The 23359-nt window shown below is 35.9% G+C and carries 20 protein-coding genes and 1 other annotated feature; of the genes, 12 read left to right on the top strand and 8 right to left on the bottom strand.

The annotated features are described in order from the left end of the window. Position 1: 1 nt before the first annotated feature. Complete coding sequence (locus EJF36_RS10160; RefSeq protein WP_125906214.1) at positions 2-316, bottom strand: hypothetical protein; 315 nt, start codon at positions 314-316, stop codon at positions 2-4. A 160-nt stretch (positions 317-476) separates the two neighbouring features. On the opposite strand from EJF36_RS10160, the gene EJF36_RS10155 reads away from it, so the two are divergent. From EJF36_RS10155 to EJF36_RS10145, 3 genes are read left to right on the top strand one after another with little or no spacing between them, the layout of a single operon-like run. Next, a complete protein-coding gene (locus EJF36_RS10155; RefSeq protein WP_125906213.1) occupies positions 477-1235 on the top strand; it encodes an NRDE family protein in 759 nt (252 codons plus the stop codon). 29 nt (positions 1236-1264) lie between these two features. Then, positions 1265-2587 (top strand): DEAD/DEAH box helicase, encoded by a 1323-nt coding sequence (locus EJF36_RS10150; protein ID WP_125906212.1) that lies wholly within the window; start codon positions 1265-1267, stop codon positions 2585-2587. Positions 2588-2610: 23 nt separating this feature from the next. After that, positions 2611-3207 (top strand): branched-chain amino acid aminotransferase, encoded by a 597-nt coding sequence (locus tag EJF36_RS10145; RefSeq protein WP_260471868.1) that lies wholly within the window; start codon positions 2611-2613, stop codon positions 3205-3207. Positions 3208-3331: 124 nt separating this feature from the next. On the opposite strand, the gene EJF36_RS10140 is transcribed toward EJF36_RS10145, so the two are convergent. After that, positions 3332-3991, bottom strand: a complete 660-nt coding sequence (locus EJF36_RS10140) for a potassium channel family protein (protein WP_125906211.1) — start codon at positions 3989-3991, stop codon at positions 3332-3334. Between the two features lie 13 nt (positions 3992-4004). Then, positions 4005-5315: a TrkH family potassium uptake protein gene (locus tag EJF36_RS10135; protein ID WP_125906210.1), complete on the bottom strand. Its 1311-nt coding sequence runs from the start codon at positions 5313-5315 to the stop codon at positions 4005-4007. Between the two features lie 142 nt (positions 5316-5457). Continuing rightward, positions 5458-5665 (top strand) — a binding site (T-box leader). An 84-nt stretch (positions 5666-5749) separates the two neighbouring features. On the opposite strand from EJF36_RS10135, the gene proB reads away from it, so the two are divergent. The 6 genes from proB (at position 5750) to EJF36_RS10105 (ending at position 13702) form a co-directional block, all read left to right on the top strand. Continuing rightward, positions 5750-6853, top strand: a complete 1104-nt coding sequence (gene proB, locus EJF36_RS10130) for a glutamate 5-kinase (RefSeq protein ID WP_125906209.1) — start codon at positions 5750-5752, stop codon at positions 6851-6853. Then, on the top strand, positions 6846-8093 hold the full coding sequence (locus tag EJF36_RS10125) for a glutamate-5-semialdehyde dehydrogenase (RefSeq protein WP_125906208.1): 1248 nt from the start codon (positions 6846-6848) through the stop codon (positions 8091-8093). The genes proB and EJF36_RS10125 overlap by 8 nt, the downstream gene beginning before the upstream one ends. Before the next feature lie 104 nt (positions 8094-8197). Continuing rightward, positions 8198-9271: a branched-chain amino acid aminotransferase gene (locus EJF36_RS10120; RefSeq protein ID WP_125906207.1), complete on the top strand. Its 1074-nt coding sequence runs from the start codon at positions 8198-8200 to the stop codon at positions 9269-9271. A 347-nt stretch (positions 9272-9618) separates the two neighbouring features. Continuing rightward, positions 9619-11796, top strand: coding sequence for a malate synthase G (locus EJF36_RS10115; RefSeq protein WP_125906206.1), 2178 nt, complete (start codon positions 9619-9621; stop codon positions 11794-11796). A 252-nt stretch (positions 11797-12048) separates the two neighbouring features. Continuing rightward, entirely contained in the window at positions 12049-12819 is a 771-nt protein-coding gene (locus tag EJF36_RS10110) for an IclR family transcriptional regulator (RefSeq protein ID WP_125906205.1), read from the top strand. A 385-nt stretch (positions 12820-13204) separates the two neighbouring features. Then, complete coding sequence (locus EJF36_RS10105) at positions 13205-13702, top strand: GNAT family N-acetyltransferase (RefSeq protein ID WP_125906204.1); 498 nt, start codon at positions 13205-13207, stop codon at positions 13700-13702. Between the two features lie 89 nt (positions 13703-13791). On the opposite strand, the gene EJF36_RS10100 is transcribed toward EJF36_RS10105, so the two are convergent. Then, positions 13792-15111 carry a DUF4179 domain-containing protein gene (locus EJF36_RS10100; RefSeq protein WP_125906203.1) on the bottom strand — a complete coding sequence of 440 codons (1320 nt, stop codon included), beginning with the start codon at positions 15109-15111 and terminating at the stop codon, positions 13792-13794. Further along, entirely contained in the window at positions 15101-15637 is a 537-nt protein-coding gene (locus tag EJF36_RS10095) for a sigma-70 family RNA polymerase sigma factor (protein ID WP_185806874.1), read from the bottom strand. Before EJF36_RS10095 ends, EJF36_RS10100 begins: the two co-directional genes overlap by 11 nt. A gap of 205 nt (positions 15638-15842) precedes the next feature. Here EJF36_RS10095 and EJF36_RS10090 point away from each other — a divergent pair, with 205 nt between their 5' ends. The 3 genes from EJF36_RS10090 (at position 15843) to EJF36_RS10080 (ending at position 20566) form a co-directional block, all read left to right on the top strand. Continuing rightward, positions 15843-16625, top strand: coding sequence for a CPBP family intramembrane glutamic endopeptidase (locus EJF36_RS10090; RefSeq protein WP_125906201.1), 783 nt, complete (start codon positions 15843-15845; stop codon positions 16623-16625). A 67-nt stretch (positions 16626-16692) separates the two neighbouring features. Then, on the top strand, positions 16693-19263 hold the full coding sequence (locus EJF36_RS10085; RefSeq protein ID WP_125906200.1) for a DEAD/DEAH box helicase: 2571 nt from the start codon (positions 16693-16695) through the stop codon (positions 19261-19263). A 226-nt stretch (positions 19264-19489) separates the two neighbouring features. Next, on the top strand, positions 19490-20566 hold the full coding sequence (locus tag EJF36_RS10080) for a GGDEF domain-containing protein (RefSeq protein ID WP_185806873.1): 1077 nt from the start codon (positions 19490-19492) through the stop codon (positions 20564-20566). A gap of 76 nt (positions 20567-20642) precedes the next feature. On the opposite strand, the gene EJF36_RS10075 is transcribed toward EJF36_RS10080, so the two are convergent. From EJF36_RS10075 to EJF36_RS10065, 3 genes are all read right to left on the bottom strand, one after another. Continuing rightward, positions 20643-21743, bottom strand: a complete 1101-nt coding sequence (locus EJF36_RS10075) for an ABC transporter permease (RefSeq protein ID WP_125906198.1) — start codon at positions 21741-21743, stop codon at positions 20643-20645. Then, positions 21740-22660: an ABC transporter ATP-binding protein gene (locus tag EJF36_RS10070; protein WP_125906197.1), complete on the bottom strand. Its 921-nt coding sequence runs from the start codon at positions 22658-22660 to the stop codon at positions 21740-21742. The genes EJF36_RS10075 and EJF36_RS10070 overlap by 4 nt, the downstream gene beginning before the upstream one ends. A 138-nt stretch (positions 22661-22798) precedes the next feature. Then, positions 22799-23230 carry a DUF6526 family protein gene (locus EJF36_RS10065; RefSeq protein WP_125906196.1) on the bottom strand — a complete coding sequence of 144 codons (432 nt, stop codon included), beginning with the start codon at positions 23228-23230 and terminating at the stop codon, positions 22799-22801. Positions 23231-23359: the final 129 nt, after the last annotated feature.

The following is a 23359-nucleotide window of genomic DNA, read 5'->3' as shown; positions in this document are numbered from 1 at the left end:
ATTAACGTTCCCCCTGGTTCTTTTTACGTTTTATTATTTCTTCTGTTACTATAATGGCTAGGTCATCGTTTCCATAAAGAGATAATACTGCTAAAAGGGTATCATCAGGAATAGTCTCAGATTCTTCTTGTGGAACTGTTAGGTCGATTGCTTGTTGCAATGCATAATTTTCACCTTGTAAAGGATATGCTCTAGCATAAACAATTTTAGGATCAAGGTCATTATTTATGCACCATTGAGCAAACACTAAAATCATCATATTCTCGTCTTGTTGATAACTTTTAATTATGTGTTGTTCGAGCTCATTATTACTCATATATCACACCTCAGTAAAAATATGTACCACTATATAGTAGCATAATACTTATTTCTAAACTATGACATGTTTTTAATCATCAGATTATCCATTAATTATTCGAGTAAATTGATTTATGGTATGATACAAGATATATCATAAAAAGAAGAGAGGATTTCGTATGTGCTTAATTTTATTCGCATATAAAGTAAATTTAAAATATCCTCTTATTGTTGCAGCAAACAGGGATGAAATTTTCCAAAGACCTACAGCATCATTGCATTACTGGGAAGACTATCCAGAAATAGTAGCAGGCCGTGACTTAGAAAAAAGCGGGACATGGCTCGGAGTAACGAATACAGGTCGGTTTGCTGCTTTGACAAACTACCGTAATCCTCGTGAACAAACTGATGGCTTACGTTCTAGAGGGGAGCTTGTTACAGATTTTCTAAAAGGAAACGATGCCCCAGAAAATTTCTTAGTGAAAATTCACGAATTACATACTAGCTATCCTGGTTTTAATCTACTTGTAGGTTCAATGGAAGACCTGTATTATTATTCTAATGTAGAGCAAAAAATAAAACAGTTGACACCTGGTATATATGGATTAAGCAATGCCCTACTAAATACGAACTGGCCAAAAGTAGAAAGAGGGACTGTTGAATTAAAAAATTTAATTAAAACTAGCTGTAATAAAGATATAACTAAGGAATTAATACATATTCTTCAAGATGCAGAGGGCTTCTCTGATGAGAAATTACCGCACACAGGTGTATCAATAGATTGGGAGCGTATGTTAGCACCTATTTTTATTAAAAGTGATAATTATGGCACTCGCAGTTCTACAGTTGTGCTTATGTGCGACAAAACAATCCAAATAACAGAACGCGTATATACAGATACACCTCCCTCACAGCAAACTATTACAATAACACTATAAAGATATACATAGAAAGAAGGTCAACATAGTTGTCAGATTTTAAAGCATTACAAATTTCTAAATCAATCCGAAAGAAGTTGTTTAAACACGGAATCACTGAGCCAACACCTATTCAGGAAAAAGCCATTCCTCTTTTGTTACAAGGAGAAGACTTAATAGCTCAAGCCCAAACAGGTACAGGAAAAACGTTAGCTTTTTCCCTACCAATTCTCGAAAAAGTAAATTTTGAACTTACACATATTCAAGCGCTTATTATCACCCCAACTCGAGAGCTAGCACTTCAAATAACAAATGAAATAACAAAGCTAGTAGATGGTACTGATATAAATGTACTGGCTGTGTATGGTGGACAAGATGTACAAAAGCAATTAAACAAATTAAATAGAAATGTTCATATTGTTGTAGGGACTCCAGGTCGCTTACTTGATCATATTCGCCGGCAAACAGTTGATTTTTCTAAATTACGTTTTTTAGTGCTTGATGAAGCTGACCAAATGCTTCATATTGGCTTTCTGCAAGAAGTGGAACAGATTATCAAAATTACACCATCTACACGGCAAACCTTGTTATTTTCAGCAACTATGCCAGAAAATGTGAGAAAACTAGCTCAAAATCACATGAATAGTCCACATTATATTCAAATTGAGAAGAAACAAGGTCCTGCATTAACAGTAAAGCAACGTGCTGTTGAGACTACTGACCGTCGTAAACGTGAGGTGCTTATAAAACTGATTAGAGAAGAACGTCCTTTTTTAGCCATTATATTTTGTCGTACAAAACGTCGCGCTAGCAAACTGTTTGAAGTTATGAAGGCAGAACATTTTTTATGCGATGAATTACATGGTGATTTATCACAAGCAAAGCGTGAACAAGTAATGAAACGTTTTAGAAACGCTGAAGTACAGCTTTTGATTGCAACAGATGTAGCTGCGAGGGGCCTTGATGTCGAAGGTGTCACTCATGTATTTAATTATGATATTCCAGAAGATTCCGAAAGCTATGTCCATAGAATAGGGCGAACAGGAAGAGCCGGTTCGGAAGGTTCCGCCATTACATTATATACTGCAAAAGATGAGGCACTTTTAAAAACAATAGAAAAAGAACTAAGAGCAACTATAAAAAAAGAGTCTCTTATACAAAATGATAAAGCCTACTCCAACAGCAAACATGATGCACCTATTGCAAGAAAAGGCCAGAGTAATCCCGACAAAACCCAGTTACGCGAGGGGAGAAGTCGGCAACCGGGAACTACATATAACACAAAGAAAACTAGTAACCGTAATAATAGTGCACCCGTATCTGCTACTAAAAATAGCCAATCTCAGAAAAAGCAAACACGACCAAAACGTTAAAGACAGGAGTGCTTCTTAATACTATGTTAAAAAAACGACTTTTAACTTTTATCCAAAATAACAGTGAAACGACAAAAAATTTCCAGGTCCCTCATGAAGAATTTGCTTTCATTATGTCTCATGATTTGCTTGATTCAGAAATTCAAGTAGAAGAAATCAATATTTCTCGCTTTTCAGAGGCTTATATAGAACGCGGAGACAAAGAAACAGAGAATATGTTAGCTATAGAAACACCTGAATTTTTACAACAACCTATTACATATTTGAAAGAACACATGAGTGAGTTTGTATATGTAGAATCAAAGTGGCTTGACATTATTGGGGTAGATGCATTTTCGTTTGAATTAGACGATGTTTTCCGCACATACAGTGTTTTACTAGGGTTAAGAGTTCCAAAAAAGCTAGAGTCAGAACTAAAAAAACAACTAACACATAATTTACATGGATCGGGCATATCTGTATTTAGCTTAATGTATAGTCAGGAAGATGGTCTGTGGGAACTTAATTTTACATTTAACAATGTCGATGGCTTTAGTGAAAATTTAACTCTTGAACAAGCATTTTCATTAATATATCAATTTATCTTTACCATTCAAGCAGGGTTAGAGAGCAAAGACTAACAACAAAAAGCAACTATAACAAATGCCCACAGTATGAAAAATGTGGGCATTTTATATGTAAGAATTTTCGAAAATAGAATCTGGCTGACATCAACACCCGATATTAGTGGTTTTGCTTTTGTTACTATTGATTAAGCTTCTTTATAACATCAATATGATCGTTTCTTCCCACAATAAAGAATAAATCTCTATTCTGGAAAACGTATTCAGGGCTTGGTGAAATTATTGTTTCATGACGTTCTTGATTAATAACCCCCACTACCGTAATGTTGTATTTACGGCGTAAATCCAAATCTATAATACGCTTACTGATAAATTGTTCTGGCACTGCCATCTCAATACCACTATGTTCATCTGACAGTTTAATATAATCCAATACACTCGGAGAGGCAATCGTATTGGCTAACCGTCGTCCAGACTCATTTTCTGGCAAAACAACTAGGTTTGCTCCTATATTTATTAGTATTTGTTTCATAACATCGTCATTAGCTTTAGCTATTATGTATTTAGCTTCTAATTGTTTTAAATACGTAACCGTTAAAATGGACGACTTAAAATCATCACCAATAGCCACTACAACACAATCAAAGGAGGGAATATTTAACTCTTCTAAAAATTCCTTGTCGGTTGCATCACCGATGATTGACTGATTGGCAAACTCATCAACAACGTGTAAAAATTTTTCCTCTCGATCTACTGCTACTATTTCACTGTTGTACTCACGTAATCCCTGTACTACACCTTTTCCAAAGCGCCCTGTACCAATTAAAAGAAATTTCCTCATAATTCTCTACCACCTAACCAATAATAATATCTTCTTCCATATATTGAATACGTTTTTGCCTTTTTTGAAAAGCACCATACAAAAATACTAGCATCCCAATACGGCCAACTATCATAAGAAAACTTAACCAAAGCTTTGAAAAAGGGGACAGGTTAGGCGTAATTCCCATTGAAAGTCCCGTTGTTGTCATCGCTGATGTCACTTCAAATGTCAATGCCAAAATATTATGTGACTCAAAACGACTTAACAAAATGACTGTAAAAAAGATGAAAAACACAAATCCAAAAAACAGCAACTGACTACGCTCGACATCTTGTTCATTGAGTCTCCTACCAAACAAAACAGGCTTTTTCCAGCCAAACATCGGTGAGAAAATTGATGAAAGGATAGCTGCAAAAGTAGTAGTACGAATTCCTCCCGCACAAGAACTCGGCGATCCTCCAACAAACATAAGAAATATGACAAATAAAATGGATGAGATATGAAGACTTGAAATGTCGACGGTCGTTAAACCACCATTTCTTGATGTAGCAGATAAAAACCAAGCATTCATTAATTTACCAGAAGTGCTTAAGTAACTGTGAAACAAAAACTCATTAAACAAGAAATATAAAAAACCGATTGCTAATAATGCTGCTTGCATAAACACATTAATCTTTGTAAAAAGACTCCATTTTTTAGAACGACTCAAGAATACTTCCAGTAACGTCGGAAAACCAATAACACCTAAAATAATAAGAACACTCGTTACAAATAAAAATAAGCGATTTTCTTGAAACCCTAAAAGACTATTCCCAAACAGGTCAAAACCTGCATTCGTAAAACTTGCTGCTGTGTGAAACAATGCTTGAACGATTGAAGTGGAGATATCACCATTTCGTAAATATAAAATGGGTAAGAAAAATAGAAACCCAATAAGTTGTACAATTGCAGAAAACACGAATATAAAAACCATCATATTTTGAATGTTGTGATACTTATTTTGGTTTTGGTCAACAGTCATTAATGTTTGTGTCCATAGTGAATTGCTTTGCTTTAGAAAAATTAAAAAGCTCCCCATTATGGCCATGACACCAATACCACCAACTTGTATTTCTAACCACAACAACAGTTGTCCGATTAAAGTTAGTTTTGACGAGACATCAATTGTACTTAATCCTGTTACACTAATTCCACTTGTTGATAGAAAAATAGCATCAATAAAATTCAGCTTACCTACATGAGCGACAGGTAACATATATAATAAAGCAAAAATAAGCATCAATATTATATACAGTAAAAACATATATCTAAACGGATTTTTCTTATATGAATTATTGCCCATTAAGCATACCTCTCTTTATCTTAACATAATACAAACATATCATTGATTTTAGTAATGTGTCATCCCCTCAAAAAATAAGTATATTAAAATCTCTTGACTTTCTGGTTATATTTAGTCATAATATTTTAAAAATTAACACAAAATGAACACATGACGAAGGACTAGTAAGTGTACCTTACGTGAAAGAGAGCAATATATTTAGCTGAGATTATTGCCACTGTAAGCCACTGAACCTGCCTTCTGAGTCCTACATAACACTAGGCGTTTCCCTTACGTTACAAGGGATAAGCGGGATGTAATATACATCCAATTAAGGTGGTACCGCGGGAGTAAGCCCTTTCGTCCTTATTCAAAGGATGAGTGGGCTTTTTAACATTATCGATTGAATTATTTAATAATTAACAGGAACATGTATCTATCAAGGAGGATAGAAAATGGCCAAACAAAGAATTGTTGTGAAAATAGGCAGTTCCTCATTAACGAACACAAAAGGAAATATTGACGAGACAAAATTAACCGATCACATTTCAGCACTTGCTAAGTTAAAACAATCAGGTCACGAAGTTCTTCTTGTATCTTCAGGAGCAGTAGCAGCAGGATTCACTCAATTAGGATATCCTATTCGTCCAACTACCATTAAAGGACGTCAGGCTGCAGCAGCAGTCGGGCAAGGCTTACTTATTCAAACGTATATGGAGCTTTTTAAAGCTTACGATATTATAGCAGCACAAATTTTATTAACAAGAGATGATTTTGCAAATCGAATACGCTATAAAAATGCGTACGCAACATTAACTGAATTATTAGATCGTGGAATACTACCAATAATTAACGAAAACGATACAGTTGCTGTTGAAGAATTAACATTTGGTGATAACGATATGTTATCAGCATTAGTGAGTGGACTTATTCATGCCGATCAATTAATAATCTTAACAGACATAAATGGATTATATAATCGTGACCCTAGAAAATATTCAGATGCTGAAAGATTAAATATTGTAGAGCTTATTACAGATGAGATGATTGCACAAGCTGCTTCATCAGGATCAAGCGTAGGAACTGGTGGGATGAAATCAAAGTTACTTGCAGCCAAAACAGCTCTGTCTCTAGGTGTACCTGTGTTTATTGGCCGCGGTGAAGGTTCTAACAAACTAACAAATATAATAGCCGGCTATGGAGATGGTACTTATTGTTGTAAAACAGAAAAAGCTCTTAATACAGTAAAGCAATGGATTCACCTTCACTCAGAAGCTATTGGAGCTATTTATATTGATGAAGGCGCTGAAAAGGCTTTGATACTAAATGGAAAGAGTCTATTATTAGCCGGAGTTAATAAAGTCGTGGGACATTTTGAATCTGGCGCAGTAGTAAAGGTGTTTTGTTACAACAACCTGTTAGGAAAGGGTGAAGTTTCATATTCCTCAGAAGATTTGCTACGTTTCATTAACGAACACCCTAGATTGAAACTAAAACATGAAGTCATTCATCGAAATAAATGGGTTCAAGCTGAAAGGAGTGGAAAATACCATGAATGAGGTTGTAGCTAAAGCAAAATTAGCAAAAGAAGCCTGCTACATGATTACTGATATGAGCATTGAGGAGAAAAATAAAGCTCTATTGCGAATAGCTAAACAGCTAGAAACTGATAAAGACTATATAATAGCGGAGAATAAAAAAGATTTGATAGAGGGCGAACAAAAAGGCCTTTCTCAAAGTATACTTGATCGTATTATGCTTAACCAAACAAGAATTGAAGGCATGATACACGCTATTCAACTTCTTATTAATCTAAGTGACCCAATCGGTGAGGTCATTGAAACAATAGAAAAAGACAATGGGCTTCTTATTAAGAAAAAAAGGGTACCGCTTGGTGTAATTGGCATGATTTACGAGGCACGTCCCAATGTCACGATAGATGCTGCAACACTAGCACTAAAAACCGGTAATGCAGTCGTTCTGAGAGGAAGTTCATCTGCCGCACACTCAAACAAAGCTCTTGTTAAGGTGATTCATGCTGCTTTAACAAAGACAAAAATTCCTGTTGATGCTGTGCAGCTTATTGAGGATACGAGTAGAGAGACTGCAAAGCAAATGTTTACACTGAACGAATACTTAGATGTACTAATTCCTAGAGGTGGAAAGCAACTTATCGATACTGTAATTCAACAAGCAACCGTGCCAGTACTAGAAACAGGAGCTGGGAATTGTCACATTTTTGTTGATGAAACAGCAGATGAACACGTTACAAAATCTATCGTAATAAACGGGAAAACACAGCGTCCCTCTGTTTGCAATGCCATAGAAACAATTTTAATTGAAAAAAAATGGTTCACGTTACACGGTAATGACCTTCTCGAAGCATTGCATTTAAATAACGTCACAATTATTGGTGACGACACGGTTTGTAGCGCATTTCAACCTGCAATAACTGCCAAGGAAGAGGACTGGTACACTGAGTATCTAGATTTAAAGGTAAGTGTAAAAATCGTCGCTAATGTTGATGAGGCTATTACTCATATAAATAAATATGGCACTAATCATTCAGAAGCCATTATTACAAAAAACGAGGCACATGCCACCTTATTTTTAAATAAGGTAGATGCAGCTGCTGTTTATCACAACGCTTCTACAAGATTTACAGATGGATTTGAGTTTGGCTATGGAGCTGAAATAGGTATAAGTACACAAAAGCTTCATGCTCGGGGCCCGATGGGTTTACATGCTCTCACCTCTAGCAAATTTTTTGTATATGGTACAGGACAAATTCGTAACTAGCTGAAAAATAGGCTGTTGTATATTTTTTAAAAATTCATACAATTTTAAGTTTATATTTGGTATGATGATAATATTATAAATTTGTATACTAGGAGACGGTTTAGATGGACGATAAAATCGCTATCACATTAAGTGACACAAGAAAGAAAAAACCACAGTCTAACCAACTACTTTTTGGTAGACACTTTACTGACCATATGTTTATTTTGGACTATAAGGAAGACCAAGGTTGGCATAACCCACGAATTATCCCGTATCAACCATTGACATTAGATCCTGCCGCCATGGTGTTTCATTACGGGCAAACTGTCTTTGAAGGGTTAAAGGCCTACTTATCAAAGGATGAACAGATATATTTATTTAGACCTTATGAGAATATGAGGCGACTTAATGAATCTAATGAAAGGCTATGTATTCCTACTGTTGATGAAGAGCTAGCAATTCGTGCGCTTATTCAATTGATTCAAGTTGATAAAGATTGGATTCCTAACGCTGATGGAACAGCTTTATATATCAGACCGTTTATCGTTGCAACAGAGCCTTATCTTGGAGTAGCCCCTTCGAAAACCTATAAATTTATTATTATTCTTTCTCCAGTAGGCGCTTATTATAAAGAAGGTATCAATCCTATTAAGATTGCAGTAGAACGCAAATTTGTTCGAGCAGTGCCTGGTGGCACAGGGACAGCTAAAACTGGTGGAAATTACGCTGGAAGCCTAAAAGCTCAAGAAGTAGCTGCAGATAAAGGGTACGCGCAAGTCCTTTGGCTAGACGGAAGAGAAAACACGTACATTGAAGAAGTGGGAAGTATGAATATATTTTTTAAAATAAACGGGCAAGTCATAACACCTGAACTAAACGGAAGTATTTTAGAGGGAATTACTCGTAAATCCATTATTCAGCTTTTGTCACACTGGGGTATTTCTGTTGAAGAGAGAAAAATTTCAATAAGTGAGGTATATGAGGCCTATCAGTCTGGTAATCTTCAAGAAGCATTTGGTACAGGAACAGCTGCTGTTATTTCCCCAATTGGTGAGTTTCTGTGGGAGCAAGAAACTCTAAGTATTAATAATGGTGAGACAGGTGAATTATCAAAAAGATTATATGACACTTTAACAGGTATTCAATACGGAACATTAGATGATCCATTTGACTGGCGGATCACAGTTCCGCAGTAAATGTCGGTTTTTCATAATCCTTGGATGTCAAAAGCCAAGGATTATGTAATTCACTAATATTAACAAGAAATGTTTGAATTTTTAAGAAAGGCGTGTTTTAATAATTGTAAACATATTACATATATTTCTTCACACAAACTGAAACTACATTTCTACTATACTTCGTCTAATCCTACTATACTTAATAATTATTTCTGCATTGTACGTTATATTTTTTTAAACCAAAATAGAAACGCTGTTCCGTAATAACAAACACAAGGAGGGCTTAGTTCATTTATCACTGATAATAAATGGCAACTAATAAAGCCAAGGGCAATAACTAGTTATATATTAAAAGGAGGATATTTATGTCTGAATATGTAAAAGTGGAAAATCTACAGGTTGCAAAGGGTTTATACGACTTTATTGAGGAAAAGGCTTTGCCCAATAGTCAAGTCGATAGTAAAACATTTTGGATACAATTTGATACATTAGTTCATGACCTTTCACCTAAAAACAAGGCATTATTACTTGAACGTGATCGCTTGCAAGAACAGATTCATACCTTTTACAAAGAAAAGGAATCAATAACATTTGAACAATATAAACAGTTTTTATATGAAATAGGATACCTAGAATCTGAGGTTAGTGATTTTGAAATTACTACTGAAAACGTAGATAATGAGATCAAACTACAAGCAGGTCCTCAGCTAGTTGTACCAGTTGACAATGCTCGGTATGCGTTAAACGCAGCAAATGCTCGGTGGGGCAGTTTATATGATGCTCTATACGGTACTGATGTAATAAGTGAAGGGGACGGTGGTGAAAGAAAAGGAAAATATAACCCGATACGAGGAGAAAGAGTTATTCAATTCGCAAGAACATTTTTAGATGATACGGCTCCTTTAAAGCAAGGCTCACATAAAGATGCCACGCAATACACGATTTTAAATGGAACACTTGTTGTGTACTTAGAAAGTGGCGAGACAACACCGTTAGAAGATCCGTCAAAATTTGTAGGATACCAAGGGAATCCTACAGAACCGTCCGCGGTATTACTTAAAAATAATAATTTACACTTCGAAATTCAAATTGATCACTATCATCCGATTGGTAAAACAGATAAGGCTGGCATTAAAGATATTCTAATGGAGGCAGCCATCACTACCATCATGGACTGTGAAGACTCTGTCTCCGCAGTAGATGCCGAAGACAAAGTATCAGTGTACCGTAATTGGTTAGGACTTATGTTAGGTACACTAGAGGCTACTTTTACAAAAGGCGTCACGACGATGACACGTAAGTTAAATACGGATAGAATCTATATAACTCCTGGTGGAGAAGATGTATCGTTAAAAGGGAGATCGCTTTTATTTGTAAGAAATGTGGGACATTTAATGACGACGAATGCCATTTTAAATAAAAATGGTGATGAAATTCCAGAAGGTATTATGGATGGTGTCATTACGTCCTTAATCGCAAAACACTCTCTACTCGGAAACGGTAAATTTAAGAATTCGACTAAAGATTCTATTTATATTGTTAAGCCAAAAATGCATGGATCAAAAGAGGTTGCTTTTGCAAATGAGCTATTTACTCGCATTGAGGATATGCTTGAGTTGCCACGCTTTACAATAAAAATTGGCGTAATGGACGAAGAGCGACGAACTACTTTGAACTTAAAAAACTGTATTCATGAAGTGAAAGAGCGTATTGTGTTTATCAATACTGGTTTCTTAGATCGTACTGGTGATGAAATTCATACGTCTATGGAAGCTGGGCCAATGATTCGTAAAAACGAAATGAAAAGCTCGACTTGGTTACAGGCGTATGAGAAAGCAAACGTTCAAGTCGGGTTAACAAGTGGGTTACAAGGTCGTGCTCAGATTGGGAAAGGTATGTGGGCTATGCCAGACTTAATGGCTGATATGATTAAACAGAAAATTGCTCACTTGCACGCAGGTGCCAATACAGCATGGGTGCCATCCCCAACAGCTGCGACACTTCACGCTTTACACTATCATCAAGTACATGTACCAAGTGTACAAAATAAGTTACGTGAGCAAACGACTGATTTAAAAGATGATATATTACAAATCCCGATTGAGCAAAAACCTAATTGGACTAGTGACGACATACAAAAGGAACTCGATAATAACGCCCAAGGTATTTTAGGATATGTTGTTCGTTGGGTAGAGCAAGGTATAGGTTGTTCAAAGGTACCTGATATCAACAATATCGGATTAATGGAAGACCGTGCGACTCTTCGTATTTCAAGTCAACATATGACAAATTGGCTACATCATGGTATTTGTACGAAGGAACAAGTGCTTGAAACATTCAAACGTATGGCAAAAGTAGTTGACGAACAAAATGCAAATGATCCAAATTACAAGCCAATGGCCTTGAATTACGATGACTCAGTAGCTTTCCAAGCAGCGTGTGAGCTTGTATTTAAAGGCTATGAACAGCCGAGTGGTTACACGGAGCCTATTTTACACCGTCGTCGAATAGAGGCCAAAGCTAAATTTGCTGTAAAGCAATAAATGAGAGGAAGAAAACCCGCAAGTGCCTTGCTCAGCCCCGACCAGCTTTAGCCGTTCCACCGCAGGAAGGGTCATCCCTCAAGAGGGTGACAGCTTAAGACCTCGAGGGGCTAAGCACTAGAGCAAAACACTAATCTAGATAAAAAACTTATACTTTTTTTAACATGACCACGGAGAGTAGAAAGCTACAAGCTTCCTACTCTTTCTAGTTATACTACTAGCCTATAAACGTACACGCAGGAGAGGAACAAGATGGATAGAGAGAACATGGTTAAATCAGTTAGTCGAGCACTAGATATAGTAGATTTATTAAGTATGAAGAAAAATGGCCTTGGTGTCACTGAAATCGCAAATCAAATGGATATTAATAAAAGCTCCGTTCACCGTATTCTTGCTACACTCGTGAAATATGGATATGTTGAACAAGATATAGACACTGGCCGTTATAAGCTAGGCTATAAGTTTTTAGAAATAAATTCTAAGCTATTAGATTCTATTGATTTACGAACAGAGGCTCATCCCTTTTTAGAGCAATTAGAAAAGGAAACAAATGAGGTCATTCATTTAGTTGTCTACGACAATGGAGAGGTTGTGTACATTGAAAAGCTAGATGGGAATGAAACGTTACGTATGCATTCCAAAGTTGGTAAAAGAGCACCGATGCATTGCACTGCTGTTGGAAAAGCAATTCTGTCCCATATACCGATAAATGAGGTACTAAATATTTTACAAAAAAAAGGACTTCCTGATCATACCGATCATACCATGACAAATTTAGATGAGTTCTTAAATCATTTAGTCAATGTGAAAGAGCAAGGATATGCACTTGATATGGAAGAAAATGAGTATGGCATTCGATGTGTGGCCGTTCCGATTTTTGATCATTCTAGCAAAGTAATAGCTGCTGTAAGTATATCTGGTCCGACTTTACGGATGACTGATGACAGATTGCAGGAGCTAAAGCAGCGTATGATTGAAGTGGGACAACACATTTCTATAAGACTCGGCTTTCAATCGTTATAAAAAGGAAACATTAAACAGCAATAGATGTGTTTATTGCTGTTTTATTTTTAGTTGTATCATTAGTGAAAACGCATATCTATTTACAAATTATGAGGCGAAATTATGTTTCTAGTTATGCACCTGAGTTATGTCGATATTCTACTACTTCGGTGTCGAATTTCTACCCGTTTCGTGTCGAAATTCTACCACTTCTGTGTCGATGTTCACCATTTTGCCATATATTCATTAAATGTTGTCGTTCGAGAATCCCAAAATGAAATAGCCTTCAGCGCACCGAAGTTGCAAATCAAGGCTACATTTGTTCGACGACAACTGAGTCCTTCAACAACGGAGTGCATTACTACCCACAAAATGTTTCAATAACTTTAAACAGGAGCCTAACAATATGAGGATTAGGGAGATACATATATCAGATGCCGAAAATTTTGCTTCGCTAACATACGAAATTGAGAAAAGTTCACAATATATGCTTTGGGAAGCTGACGAAAGAAAAATTAACTATGCACTACAAGCCAGAAAAATTGAGGAAATTAATAAAAGTGAGAATTCCACTATATTCGTTGCCGAAAAAGATAATGAATTAATTGGCTTTTTGTTTGCTAATGGTGGAAACGCCAAGCGCAATAAGCACACTGTTTATATTGTAGTTGGAATCCTAAGTCATTACAGAGGGCAAGGAGTAGGAATAAAGCTTTTTGATGAATTAGAAAAATGGTCAAAAGAACATAACATACATCGCTTGGAATTAACGGTTGTTACTCGTAACGAAGCAGCTCTATTATTATACAAGAAACAGGGATTTGAGATAGAAGGAACAAAAAGGGACTCTCTATTCATAGATGAAGAGTATGTAGATGAATATTATATGTCAAAGCTTGTATAATTCCTTATATTAAGATTATACTTACTATCAACGTCAAAACGGATGTCAAACATGACATCCGTTTCAATGTATATTCACGTTAAAATAGATTATTTAATGGGAATTTTAAATCTCAGTTCCTCAATGACCTTTGGAGGTGCCAACTCGACAGTAACTGCTGTCAATTGCTCTAGTGATGGTAACAGAGGGAATGTAACAACAAAGTTATACACTTCCTCACTTAATTTCTCAGGTACATCGTCACTTCGATATGTGTTTCCATTTTGGTCAACAAACCATAAAGTCGTTTGTCGATATGGATCACTACCATACACTGTGAAATAAACGAGCGTTTCCGTTTCAGTATACTCCATTTTGGTTAGGACGAGTTTCCCAACATCGCCTTGCTCAAGTTCAATCGGTAAATTGTTCTGTAAAGATGCTTCAACAACGCTAAAGGGAGCTTCCTTAAGTGGTCTCATGATAGCCTGAAAAATAAGATAATCCGAAGCATGTGAAACTGGCGCAAAGACAGCTGATGACTTGTTAATCCACATGTTGTCATCTAAAGGACTACCACTTGCATGGCCACTTAAAGGACGCACTTGTATGCCTTTATCATCAAGTAGTTGATAGGATATGTCCCAATCATTATTCTCAACAGCGTCTATTGGCAAAATTGTATTAAAGCTAATTTTAGTAGTAGCAGGAGTAAGTGTAGCCTTCACTAACTTCCATGTTGTGTTGTTGAATTCCTTTTGATCGTGAAGGAGTATCGTTTTTCCATCGCCTATTTTTTGAATAGGAATGGAGATTTTCCAATTCCCTTTTTCTTCATCTATTTCTCTCATCTTCAAAGTTAACGTAAAACTTTCTTTTAAAGATTCCTCTGTGTTAATATCTACAACACCTGCGATTGTATGATCATCTAGCTGTTCGGCCCTTATACCCATACCTAAATTGTGTAGTAGTTTTCCATCAATAAAAATATCTAAGTCTTCAACAAAGTGATTCATATAATCTGGAGCAAATTCTTCGTTACTTTGCTTTACATAGGCTATTGAAAGGCGCGTACCATCAAATATGACATCTGTAATAGTTATCGAAATATTCTTAGTGGAAATCGTTTCATTAACCTCTGTCGCTAATCCTTGTTTACTAGCTTGATTTAGTCCGCTATCACCAATCTCCTCGAAAATTGCACCAAGAAACGGTATATTTTTAATTGTATCAGCAAATGTGTCAGAGACAGTGGCTGATACACCCATTAATAGGACAATTGCTGCAATAGCACCAAAAATAATAGGATTTCTCCGCTTCGTTTTTTTACTAGGCAAGGCACTTAAAGTATCATCTATTCGTTGACTAAAGGAAGAGGGGATAGCAAGACTTTCCTTATCAATAACGTCTTTAATGTCTTTATCTTCCATGACTGTTTTTCACCTCATTTTCCTTTTCTTTATTCAAAATTTCTTTTAGTTTCGCTCGACCACGATGTAATCTTGTTTTCACCGTATTAACAGAAACACCAGTAATATTAGCAATGGTGTTGATTTGAAGATCTTCATAGTAAAACAAAATAATTACCATTCTAAATTCTTCATCAAGCTCGTTTACTAATTGAAAAAATTCTAAATTGCTAAATTGAGATTCTTCGTAGGGTACTACTTTCTCCTTATCCATTAAAACAACTTTACTTCGCTGTCTTAATGTTGCATAACATTCATTCACAACGATTTGAAAAAGCCAAGATTTAAAGCTTTCAAGCTTTTTTAAGCCTGAAATAGATTCATAAGTCTTTAAAATTGCCTCTTGCGTCGCATCCATGCAGTCCACATTCGAACGTAATATAGAAAACGATATACGATACAAAGACAACTCATACTTTTTTATCAATGCTGTGAAAGCTTCTTTATCGCCTCTTTGTGCTTTTTTAACGAGTCTTTTTTCATTCAAACTAAACCGCCTCCTTTCTGACATTCTATCTGTAAGATGGAGAATGCGACTAAAAGGTTCCCGACATCTTTATTTTTTTACTTCATGCAATCGCCTGCAAAACATATGTAAATTTTGTTAATTTTTCCATCACAATACCCGTGCCGTTACTGTTTAATAGTATAGTAAACATATAGATACGATAAAGAAAGGTATGTGAAAAACGATGAAAAGACTACTGTTATTCTTTAGTATCACCTTTGCCATTAGCTGGATTTCTTGGGGAAGTTTAATAGGATTAGTAAATGCAGATGTTGTGTCATTTGGAGATTCGATATATATGATTCTTTTTCTTGTAGGGGGATTTGGACCTACCATTTCACCATTTTTATCAATTGTTTTCACAAAAAGTGATGGTAACTTTCGCGAATACTTTAGCCGATTGTTTCAATGGAAGCTACATCCAATTTGGTATTTTATTATTTTCACTTTACCTGTAGTAGTAACATTTAGTATTTATCAAACCTTGAGAATATTTGATTCAACGGCAAATACACAATTGCAGCCATGGTATATGTTCTTTCCATTATTACTATCTATGATCTTTCTCGGAGGACTTGAAGAATTAGGATGGAGAGGTGTAGCCTTACCTGTGTTACTACAAAAATATAACGTATGGACAACAAACGTTATATTAGCTATCGTTTGGGCTGTATGGCACTTACCTTTATTTTTCCTGAATGGTACTAGCCAAAATGAAGCAAATTTTTGGTTGTTCGGTTTATCAGTGTATGGCTTTACGACAATTTTAACATGGCTATATCGAGAAACGAACAGCATCTTAGTATGTGTCTTATTACATGCTGCTATAAATGCTAGCTTTGGCATGGGGTATATTACACTGCAAACCAATTTAGAAATGGCTGTATACGCAGGAATAATGACCGTTATAGGGGTCGTAGTTTCTATTTATTCCAACAATAAGATTAAGGCTAACGTAGCAATGTAATTTTGATTTTACTATACAAAGTGTATTACACTATCATAAAGCTAACTATGTTACAAGGAGCGTTATGATGGAATTATTACAAGGACCGCTAGATGAAGCGATTGAACTTACAAAACGGAAAGTTCTAGAAGATATTCAAAACTATACAGGTCGCAAGTCAGAACCACCTGCACTACAACAATATCTTCGTAACCGATCAACTTATCTACAACAACTTTGGATTAATATATGGATTAATAAAGTGTCAAATGCCGTTCAAAAAAAAGACAAGAAAGCTTACTTAGAACAACAAGGCTATGTGACTAAAGACGTTGATAAAAAGATCTTAAATAAGTTATTTCGTGATGAAATGAGAGCTTATAAGCCATTTATTATTGAGGAATGGTTATTAAATAAATTTGAGAAAGATATAGAATTGTGGGAAAACCAATACACCATTGCTAGAGAAAAATATTTAAAAGAACAAAAGGAAAAAGAGTTACAACGAAAAAGAGATAAATTGAATGACGTCATTGAGAGAGCAGCCATTGACATTCTTGATCACCATAGTGAATCACTATACTTGCATGCTCGATACTTTATTGGAAATCAGCTCGCAAAAGACTTACAGCACGGTACGAAATATAAAGCAATTGATACATATAAGATTGAAGAGCAATTGATTTCTGTTGGACCGTTTAAGAAGACAGATTATAAAACCGCCGCTTACTTTTTTGAAGAGTTAACAGGAAATATTCAGCAAACATGGAGTAGAGGGCACGTATATTTTGAATATGAGTTATATATTGATCGTTACGAGACGATGTTAGCTGAATATATTTATAGCGTTTGCGCTGAACTAGTCCTAGAAGAGTTGCCCTTATCATTTATAAACGAGTATGAACAAGTAATTTCAGAAGAATTTACAGACTCCTTTGTAATGGAGTTGTTAAACGAACACCTATATGATTTATGCACATATTTCTTAGAATCTTTAAGTGATGAATACTTAGAAGATTTACTTGAAGTTTCTGACGTACCGTTTGATATAACAGTTCATAAAGAAATATTTGAGCGACAATTAGCTGCATGGGAGTTACGTCAAGCAGAAGAAGCTGCAGAAGTAGAGCGTAAACGTAAAGAAGAGGAACGAATGCTTGCTGACATCTTTGGGCCTGAATATCATCCTGACACAAATAAAGGGATTAGATATGTTCTTCATATTGGAGAAACGAATACTGGTAAAACTTTTCAAGCGTTAGAACGAATGAAGCACGCAGAAAGCGGTCTTTATTTAGCTCCGCTTCGTCTACTTGCACTAGAGGTATATGACAAGTTAAATCATGACGGTGTGCTTTGTAATCTAAAAACAGGGGAAGAAGAGAAAGTTGTAGAAGGAGCACAACATATAGCTTCCACTGTAGAAATGTTTCATGAGAAAGACTTCTATGAAGTAGTTGTCATTGATGAGTCTCAAATGCTTGCTGATAAAGATCGTGGTTTCTCATGGTTCAAAGCAATCACAAAAGCTAATGCCAAAGAAGTCCATATTATTGGGAGTCATAATGTAAAAGACATGTTATTGCAGTTACTAGGTGATTCTGAAATAGAATTACATGAGTATAATCGAGATATTCCATTAGAAGTAGAGGAACAACCTTTTAAGTTTAAAGATGTAAGAAAAGGAGATGCCTTAATTTGTTTTTCTCGTAAAAGAGTCCTCGAAACCGCTTCACGACTGCAACACGACGGCAAACGGGTGAGTATGATATACGGTTCGATGCCACCTGAGACTAGACAACGACAAGTGAAACAATTTATAGACGGCCAAACAAACGTCGTCGTATCCACAGACGCCATCGGAATGGGTTTGAATTTACCTATTCGACGTATTGTTTTCCTCGAAAACGATAAGTTCGATGGAACATCCAGAAGACGGCTTACTTCTCAAGAAGTTAAGCAAATTGCCGGAAGAGCGGGGCGTAAAGGGATTTACAATGTGGGAAAAGTTGCTTTCACAAGCGATATAAATCAAATGGCACAGTTATTGGATGAAACCGACAAGCCTGTTGAGACATTTACTGTTGCCCCAACGCCTGGTGTACTTGAGAGATTTCAAGCTTACTACCGAGATTTTGCGTCCTTCTTTGAACTGTGGGATACATTTCAATGTCCAGTCGGTACGAAAAAAGCAGGGTTAGACGAAGAGCGGGAGTTGTACGAGTTAATCAGAGGAACAGACATTGAAACACGCTTTTCTATGAGCGATCTCTATGGCTTTCTGCACTTACCTTTTTCAAAAAAAGAGCCCGAGTTAATTCAGCAATGGTTAGAAACGATGCTTGCTATCGTTCATAATGAAGACCTACCAGAGCCTGAATTAAAAACTCGTAGCCTTGATAAACTTGAACTAACATATAAGTCACTAGGCTTACATCTTTTATTTTTATATAAATTGAACCGACAAACTGAAGCACATTATTGGGAGAGGTTACGAACTGACATTAGCGAAAGCATTCACGAATCACTACAAACAGATGTTAAAAAAATTAAAAACAGTTGTAAAATATGTGGTAAGTCCCTACCATGGGATCACGCTTTTCGCATTTGTGATGAGTGTTTCTTAAAACGGCAGCGACGAGGGTACGCAAGGCGATAGTTTAAAGGATGAATCAAGCATGATTCATCCTTTTCATATTGTAGTACTATACAAAGCCTATGAGCCCAAAAATAGGAATGGAAGGTGATGTAACTAAAATCAAAAAAAGGTTAATATATATGAGCTACATCATATTTGTTGATATTTCTCACAAGTTAACAGTTTTTTCGACAAAAAAATATGTATAATAAAGTAATAGTTACTAATATATCAAAAGGTGATGAACATGTATCGTGATTTAATAATAAATTTGGCTATTTTCATCTCATTTCTTACAGTAAGCGGGCAATTCTTTAAGAGCCGACCTATGTATGCAAACTTTTCTATGAAAGTTGTTGGTGGGTTAATCGGGGGAGTATTAGGGTCACTTCTCATGTCATTCTCTATACAAGTTACAGATACAACAATAGTGGATTTACGAAACTTTGCAATTATTGTTGTCACATTGTTCGGAGGAGTAACAAGTGGGATTATAACGGGTATAGTAATTGCGATTAATAGATTTGCTTTTTTTGGAATTAATATTTCTTCTACAACAGCACTCATTACACTTTTGTTATTACCAGTAATATGCGGAATTATTGCACAAACAAAACTCTCAAATGCCTATAAGTTTTTCTTTATGACTGTAAGTCAAATGATTGTTTTTTATATAGCTGTTGCTTTTCTAATTTCAGATTTTAATAAACTAATTACACTATATATTTATTATGGCGCAATCTCTTTAATTGGAGGATTTATTATTTTTCAAATATGCAACTTCATTGTTCACTCAAATGAGAACTTTAGAATGCTGAAAGAGTCTGCCGAAAAGGATTATCTCACTGGTTTAAATAATGTTCGGCAATTTGATACTATCTGGAATACTCTTGTAAATACAGCTATTGAAAAGCAAGAAAGGTTGTCCCTTTTATTAATAGATATAGACCATTTTAAAAAGATAAATGATACATATGGTCACCAAACAGGAGACATGGTACTGAAACAGTTAGGTACTATTTTAAAGAATACATCTCGCTCCTTTGATATTGTTTCACGAAACGGGGGAGAGGAGTTCTCCGTGATTTTACCTGATTGTCCTAATCATCAAGCTATTGAGTTAGCTGAAAAAATTAGAAAAGCTGTTGAAAACTACGATTTCAATATTTCAGATACTGATAAAATAAATATTACCGTTTCCATCGGTATCTCTACTTTTCCAGATACAACTGATGATTGGCATACCATTATAAAACGAGCTGATGATTCGTTATATACAGCTAAACGTTTAGGAAGAAATAGAGTAAGCTCTTATGTCAGTTAAATACTACAGGCCCTAACTGGTTGTTAGGGCCTTTTAATTTTGAATTGACTATATGAAGCACTTAACTCAAGGACTATTATTCCCACCTAAAAGTACGGCTGGCAATAGCAAAGGCTACAATGAGCCAACCTGCTAAAGTAAGTGTCTCTGGCCATAGGTTCCAGATAGGTGTACCTATATTCATTGTTTCCCTGAGTGCTGTACTTAAGTGTGCAATCGGCAAAATTTTAACGATTGGCTGAATAAACTCAGGCATGTTTGCAATAGGAAAGAACACGCCACCAAGAAATAACATCGGAAATGTTGCAAATGCCGCAATCGGTCCTGCACTTTCTGGATTTTTAGCAACACCCGCTATGATGAAACCAAGTGCCATAAAAGCTAATGTCCCAAGAATTACAAATCCAATTAAGATGAGCCACGAACCGCGAACCTCAATATTAAACACTAAGTTTGCAACAAGTAACACTAACGATGCCTGCAATCCATTTAATGCTAAGCGTGCCGTAATTTGAGCCGCGATAAAAGTTGAAGCTTTAAGACGTGTTCCTTGCATTCTTCGTAAAATACCGCGTTCGCGCCAAGACGAGATTTGTCCTGCCACACCATTCATATTATTGCTCATTATCATCATCGCTACAATACCAGGAACAAGGAAATCAATATAAGTAATATTAAGAGCACGGACACCCTTTGACTCTGTCGTAACTATAGGAGTATAATCTACAGCCTCTTTACTCATTTGATCAATGGTAGCATTAACTACAGTCATCCCGATTTGTGATGCAGCTAGATTGGTTTCACTATAGTACACTGGTAGGATGTAAGATTCATCTCCTTCAGCTTTATTGTTAATTGATTCACCATAGCCTTTTGGAATCTCGAGTACAAGCTGCACATCACCATTTTCTAAATTTGTTAAAGCTTCCTGTAAATTTATCCCTTTTGCAAGCTGTATCCCTGTATTTTCACTAAATCGATTATATAGTTCCTTAGATTGCGGACTTTGATCATTGTCTACTACTGTTAGTGACAAAGAAACATTTGTTCCACCACCAACAAAGGAGCCTAGAGCAAGCATTAAGATGATAGGGAACAAGAGCGTAAAGATTAATACTTGGCGATTTCTTGCGAATATGCGTAATTGTGCTAATGTTAATTGCTTATAGGCGTTCATTCTCTTAAGCTCCTTCCTGTCATATGAATAAACACGTCCTCAAGAGTTGCTGTTCTTGTTTGTAAATTATCTAACGGTATTTCTCTTTCCGACGCTTGTTGAATAAGGTCTGTTAAAGTAGTTTGAATGGAATCTGTATAGACGACATATCTTTGTTGTCTGTTACTGACTTGCTTAACAGCTTGCAATGTATGTAAAAAAGTAGCATCTTCTTCAGCTTGTAAAGTCACCTCAATAGCACTATCGGATTGTAAGTTTTTCACGAGCTGATGGGGCGTATCCAATGCTATTAATGTACCTTGGTCCATAATTCCAATTCGGTCACAAAGCACGTGCGCTTCGTCCATATAATGTGTTGATAACATTATCGTTTTACCTCGCTCTTTTAACCGTTCAATGATGTCCCACAATGTTCTCCGAGCTTGTGGGTCTAGTCCAGTTGTAGGTTCGTCCAAGAACACTATTTTCGGATCATGAATGATTGCTAATGCAATAGCTAGTCGTTGTTTTTGACCACCAGATAAGCTTTTCACTCGATCTTTACTTTTCTCAGTTAATAGAACTTCTGCTAAAAGTTCATCAACCGAAACATGATACGGATAAAAGCTAGCATACATATTCATAATTTCTTTAACAGTGAGTAACTCAAATAATGATGTAGATTGTAATTGCACACCTATCACTTCTTTCACATCATTAATTTGCTTTCGTATATCAAATCCAGATAATCTGGCTGTTCCACCATCAGGCTTACGCAAACCCACGAGCATTTCAATGGTTGTGGTTTTACCAGCACCATTGGGCCCTAGTAAACCAAACACCTCACCGGCTCCTACGTTGAATTCCACGCCGTTAACCGCTACTAAATCTCCATATTTTTTTACTAAACCATCTACTTCAATCATTGTTTGTGTCATACGTATCACTCCCAACTACACTATTGTCAAGCAGTCTATTAATTTCTCCTTACAAAGTGTTGAATCATCATTACATTTTTCACAGTTAATCGACAATCTATACAGCATAGAGAAACCTCTACAAAGTAGAGGTTTTCATTATACCCGCTGATAATCTACTCTCCAATTTTTTATTGTACGTTTAATCTCATCAGGTGTCATGTTTTTTTCTAATGCTTCTTCAACAAGTGCAGGAAACTCTTCATCACTTGCAAATCGTAGAGCAATGATTTGTTTTAAAGATAGTGCGCTGTCCAGTCTTTTCCCAGTCAAAACAAAATAACGAAAGTTTTCTTCTGTACGAATTAATCGATCCTGAAGTTTTAAAGCATACCCACGTATTCTTGTAGCTGCAAAGAAAAAGAGAAAGCCTGTTATTAGAAGCATTACTGCAGTCAAGGTGGAAGTTCCAACTCGAATAGCATAGACAAACTGTACAATGCCAATAATTACACTAATTAGTGATAACGGGGCAAGTACAAAGTGAAAAACAGGGTCAATCATTGCATGTTTTTTATAATTTTGTTCCATCCGTAAGAACACTCCCAATCTTTTAGTCTTGTATACCCTATATTATATATAACTAGTTAGAGGATGCCTAATATAAAACCTCTTAATTTATTTACTATATTAATGGTTCATGTTGATTTTTAACGTTAC

It is taken from the genome of Bacillus sp. HMF5848 (genome assembly GCF_003944835.1).
Taxonomy (GTDB): Bacteria; Bacillota; Bacilli; order Bacillales; family HMF5848; genus HMF5848.
Note: the sequence above shows the minus strand (reverse complement) of the source record. Positions and strands in the feature narration are given on the sequence as shown.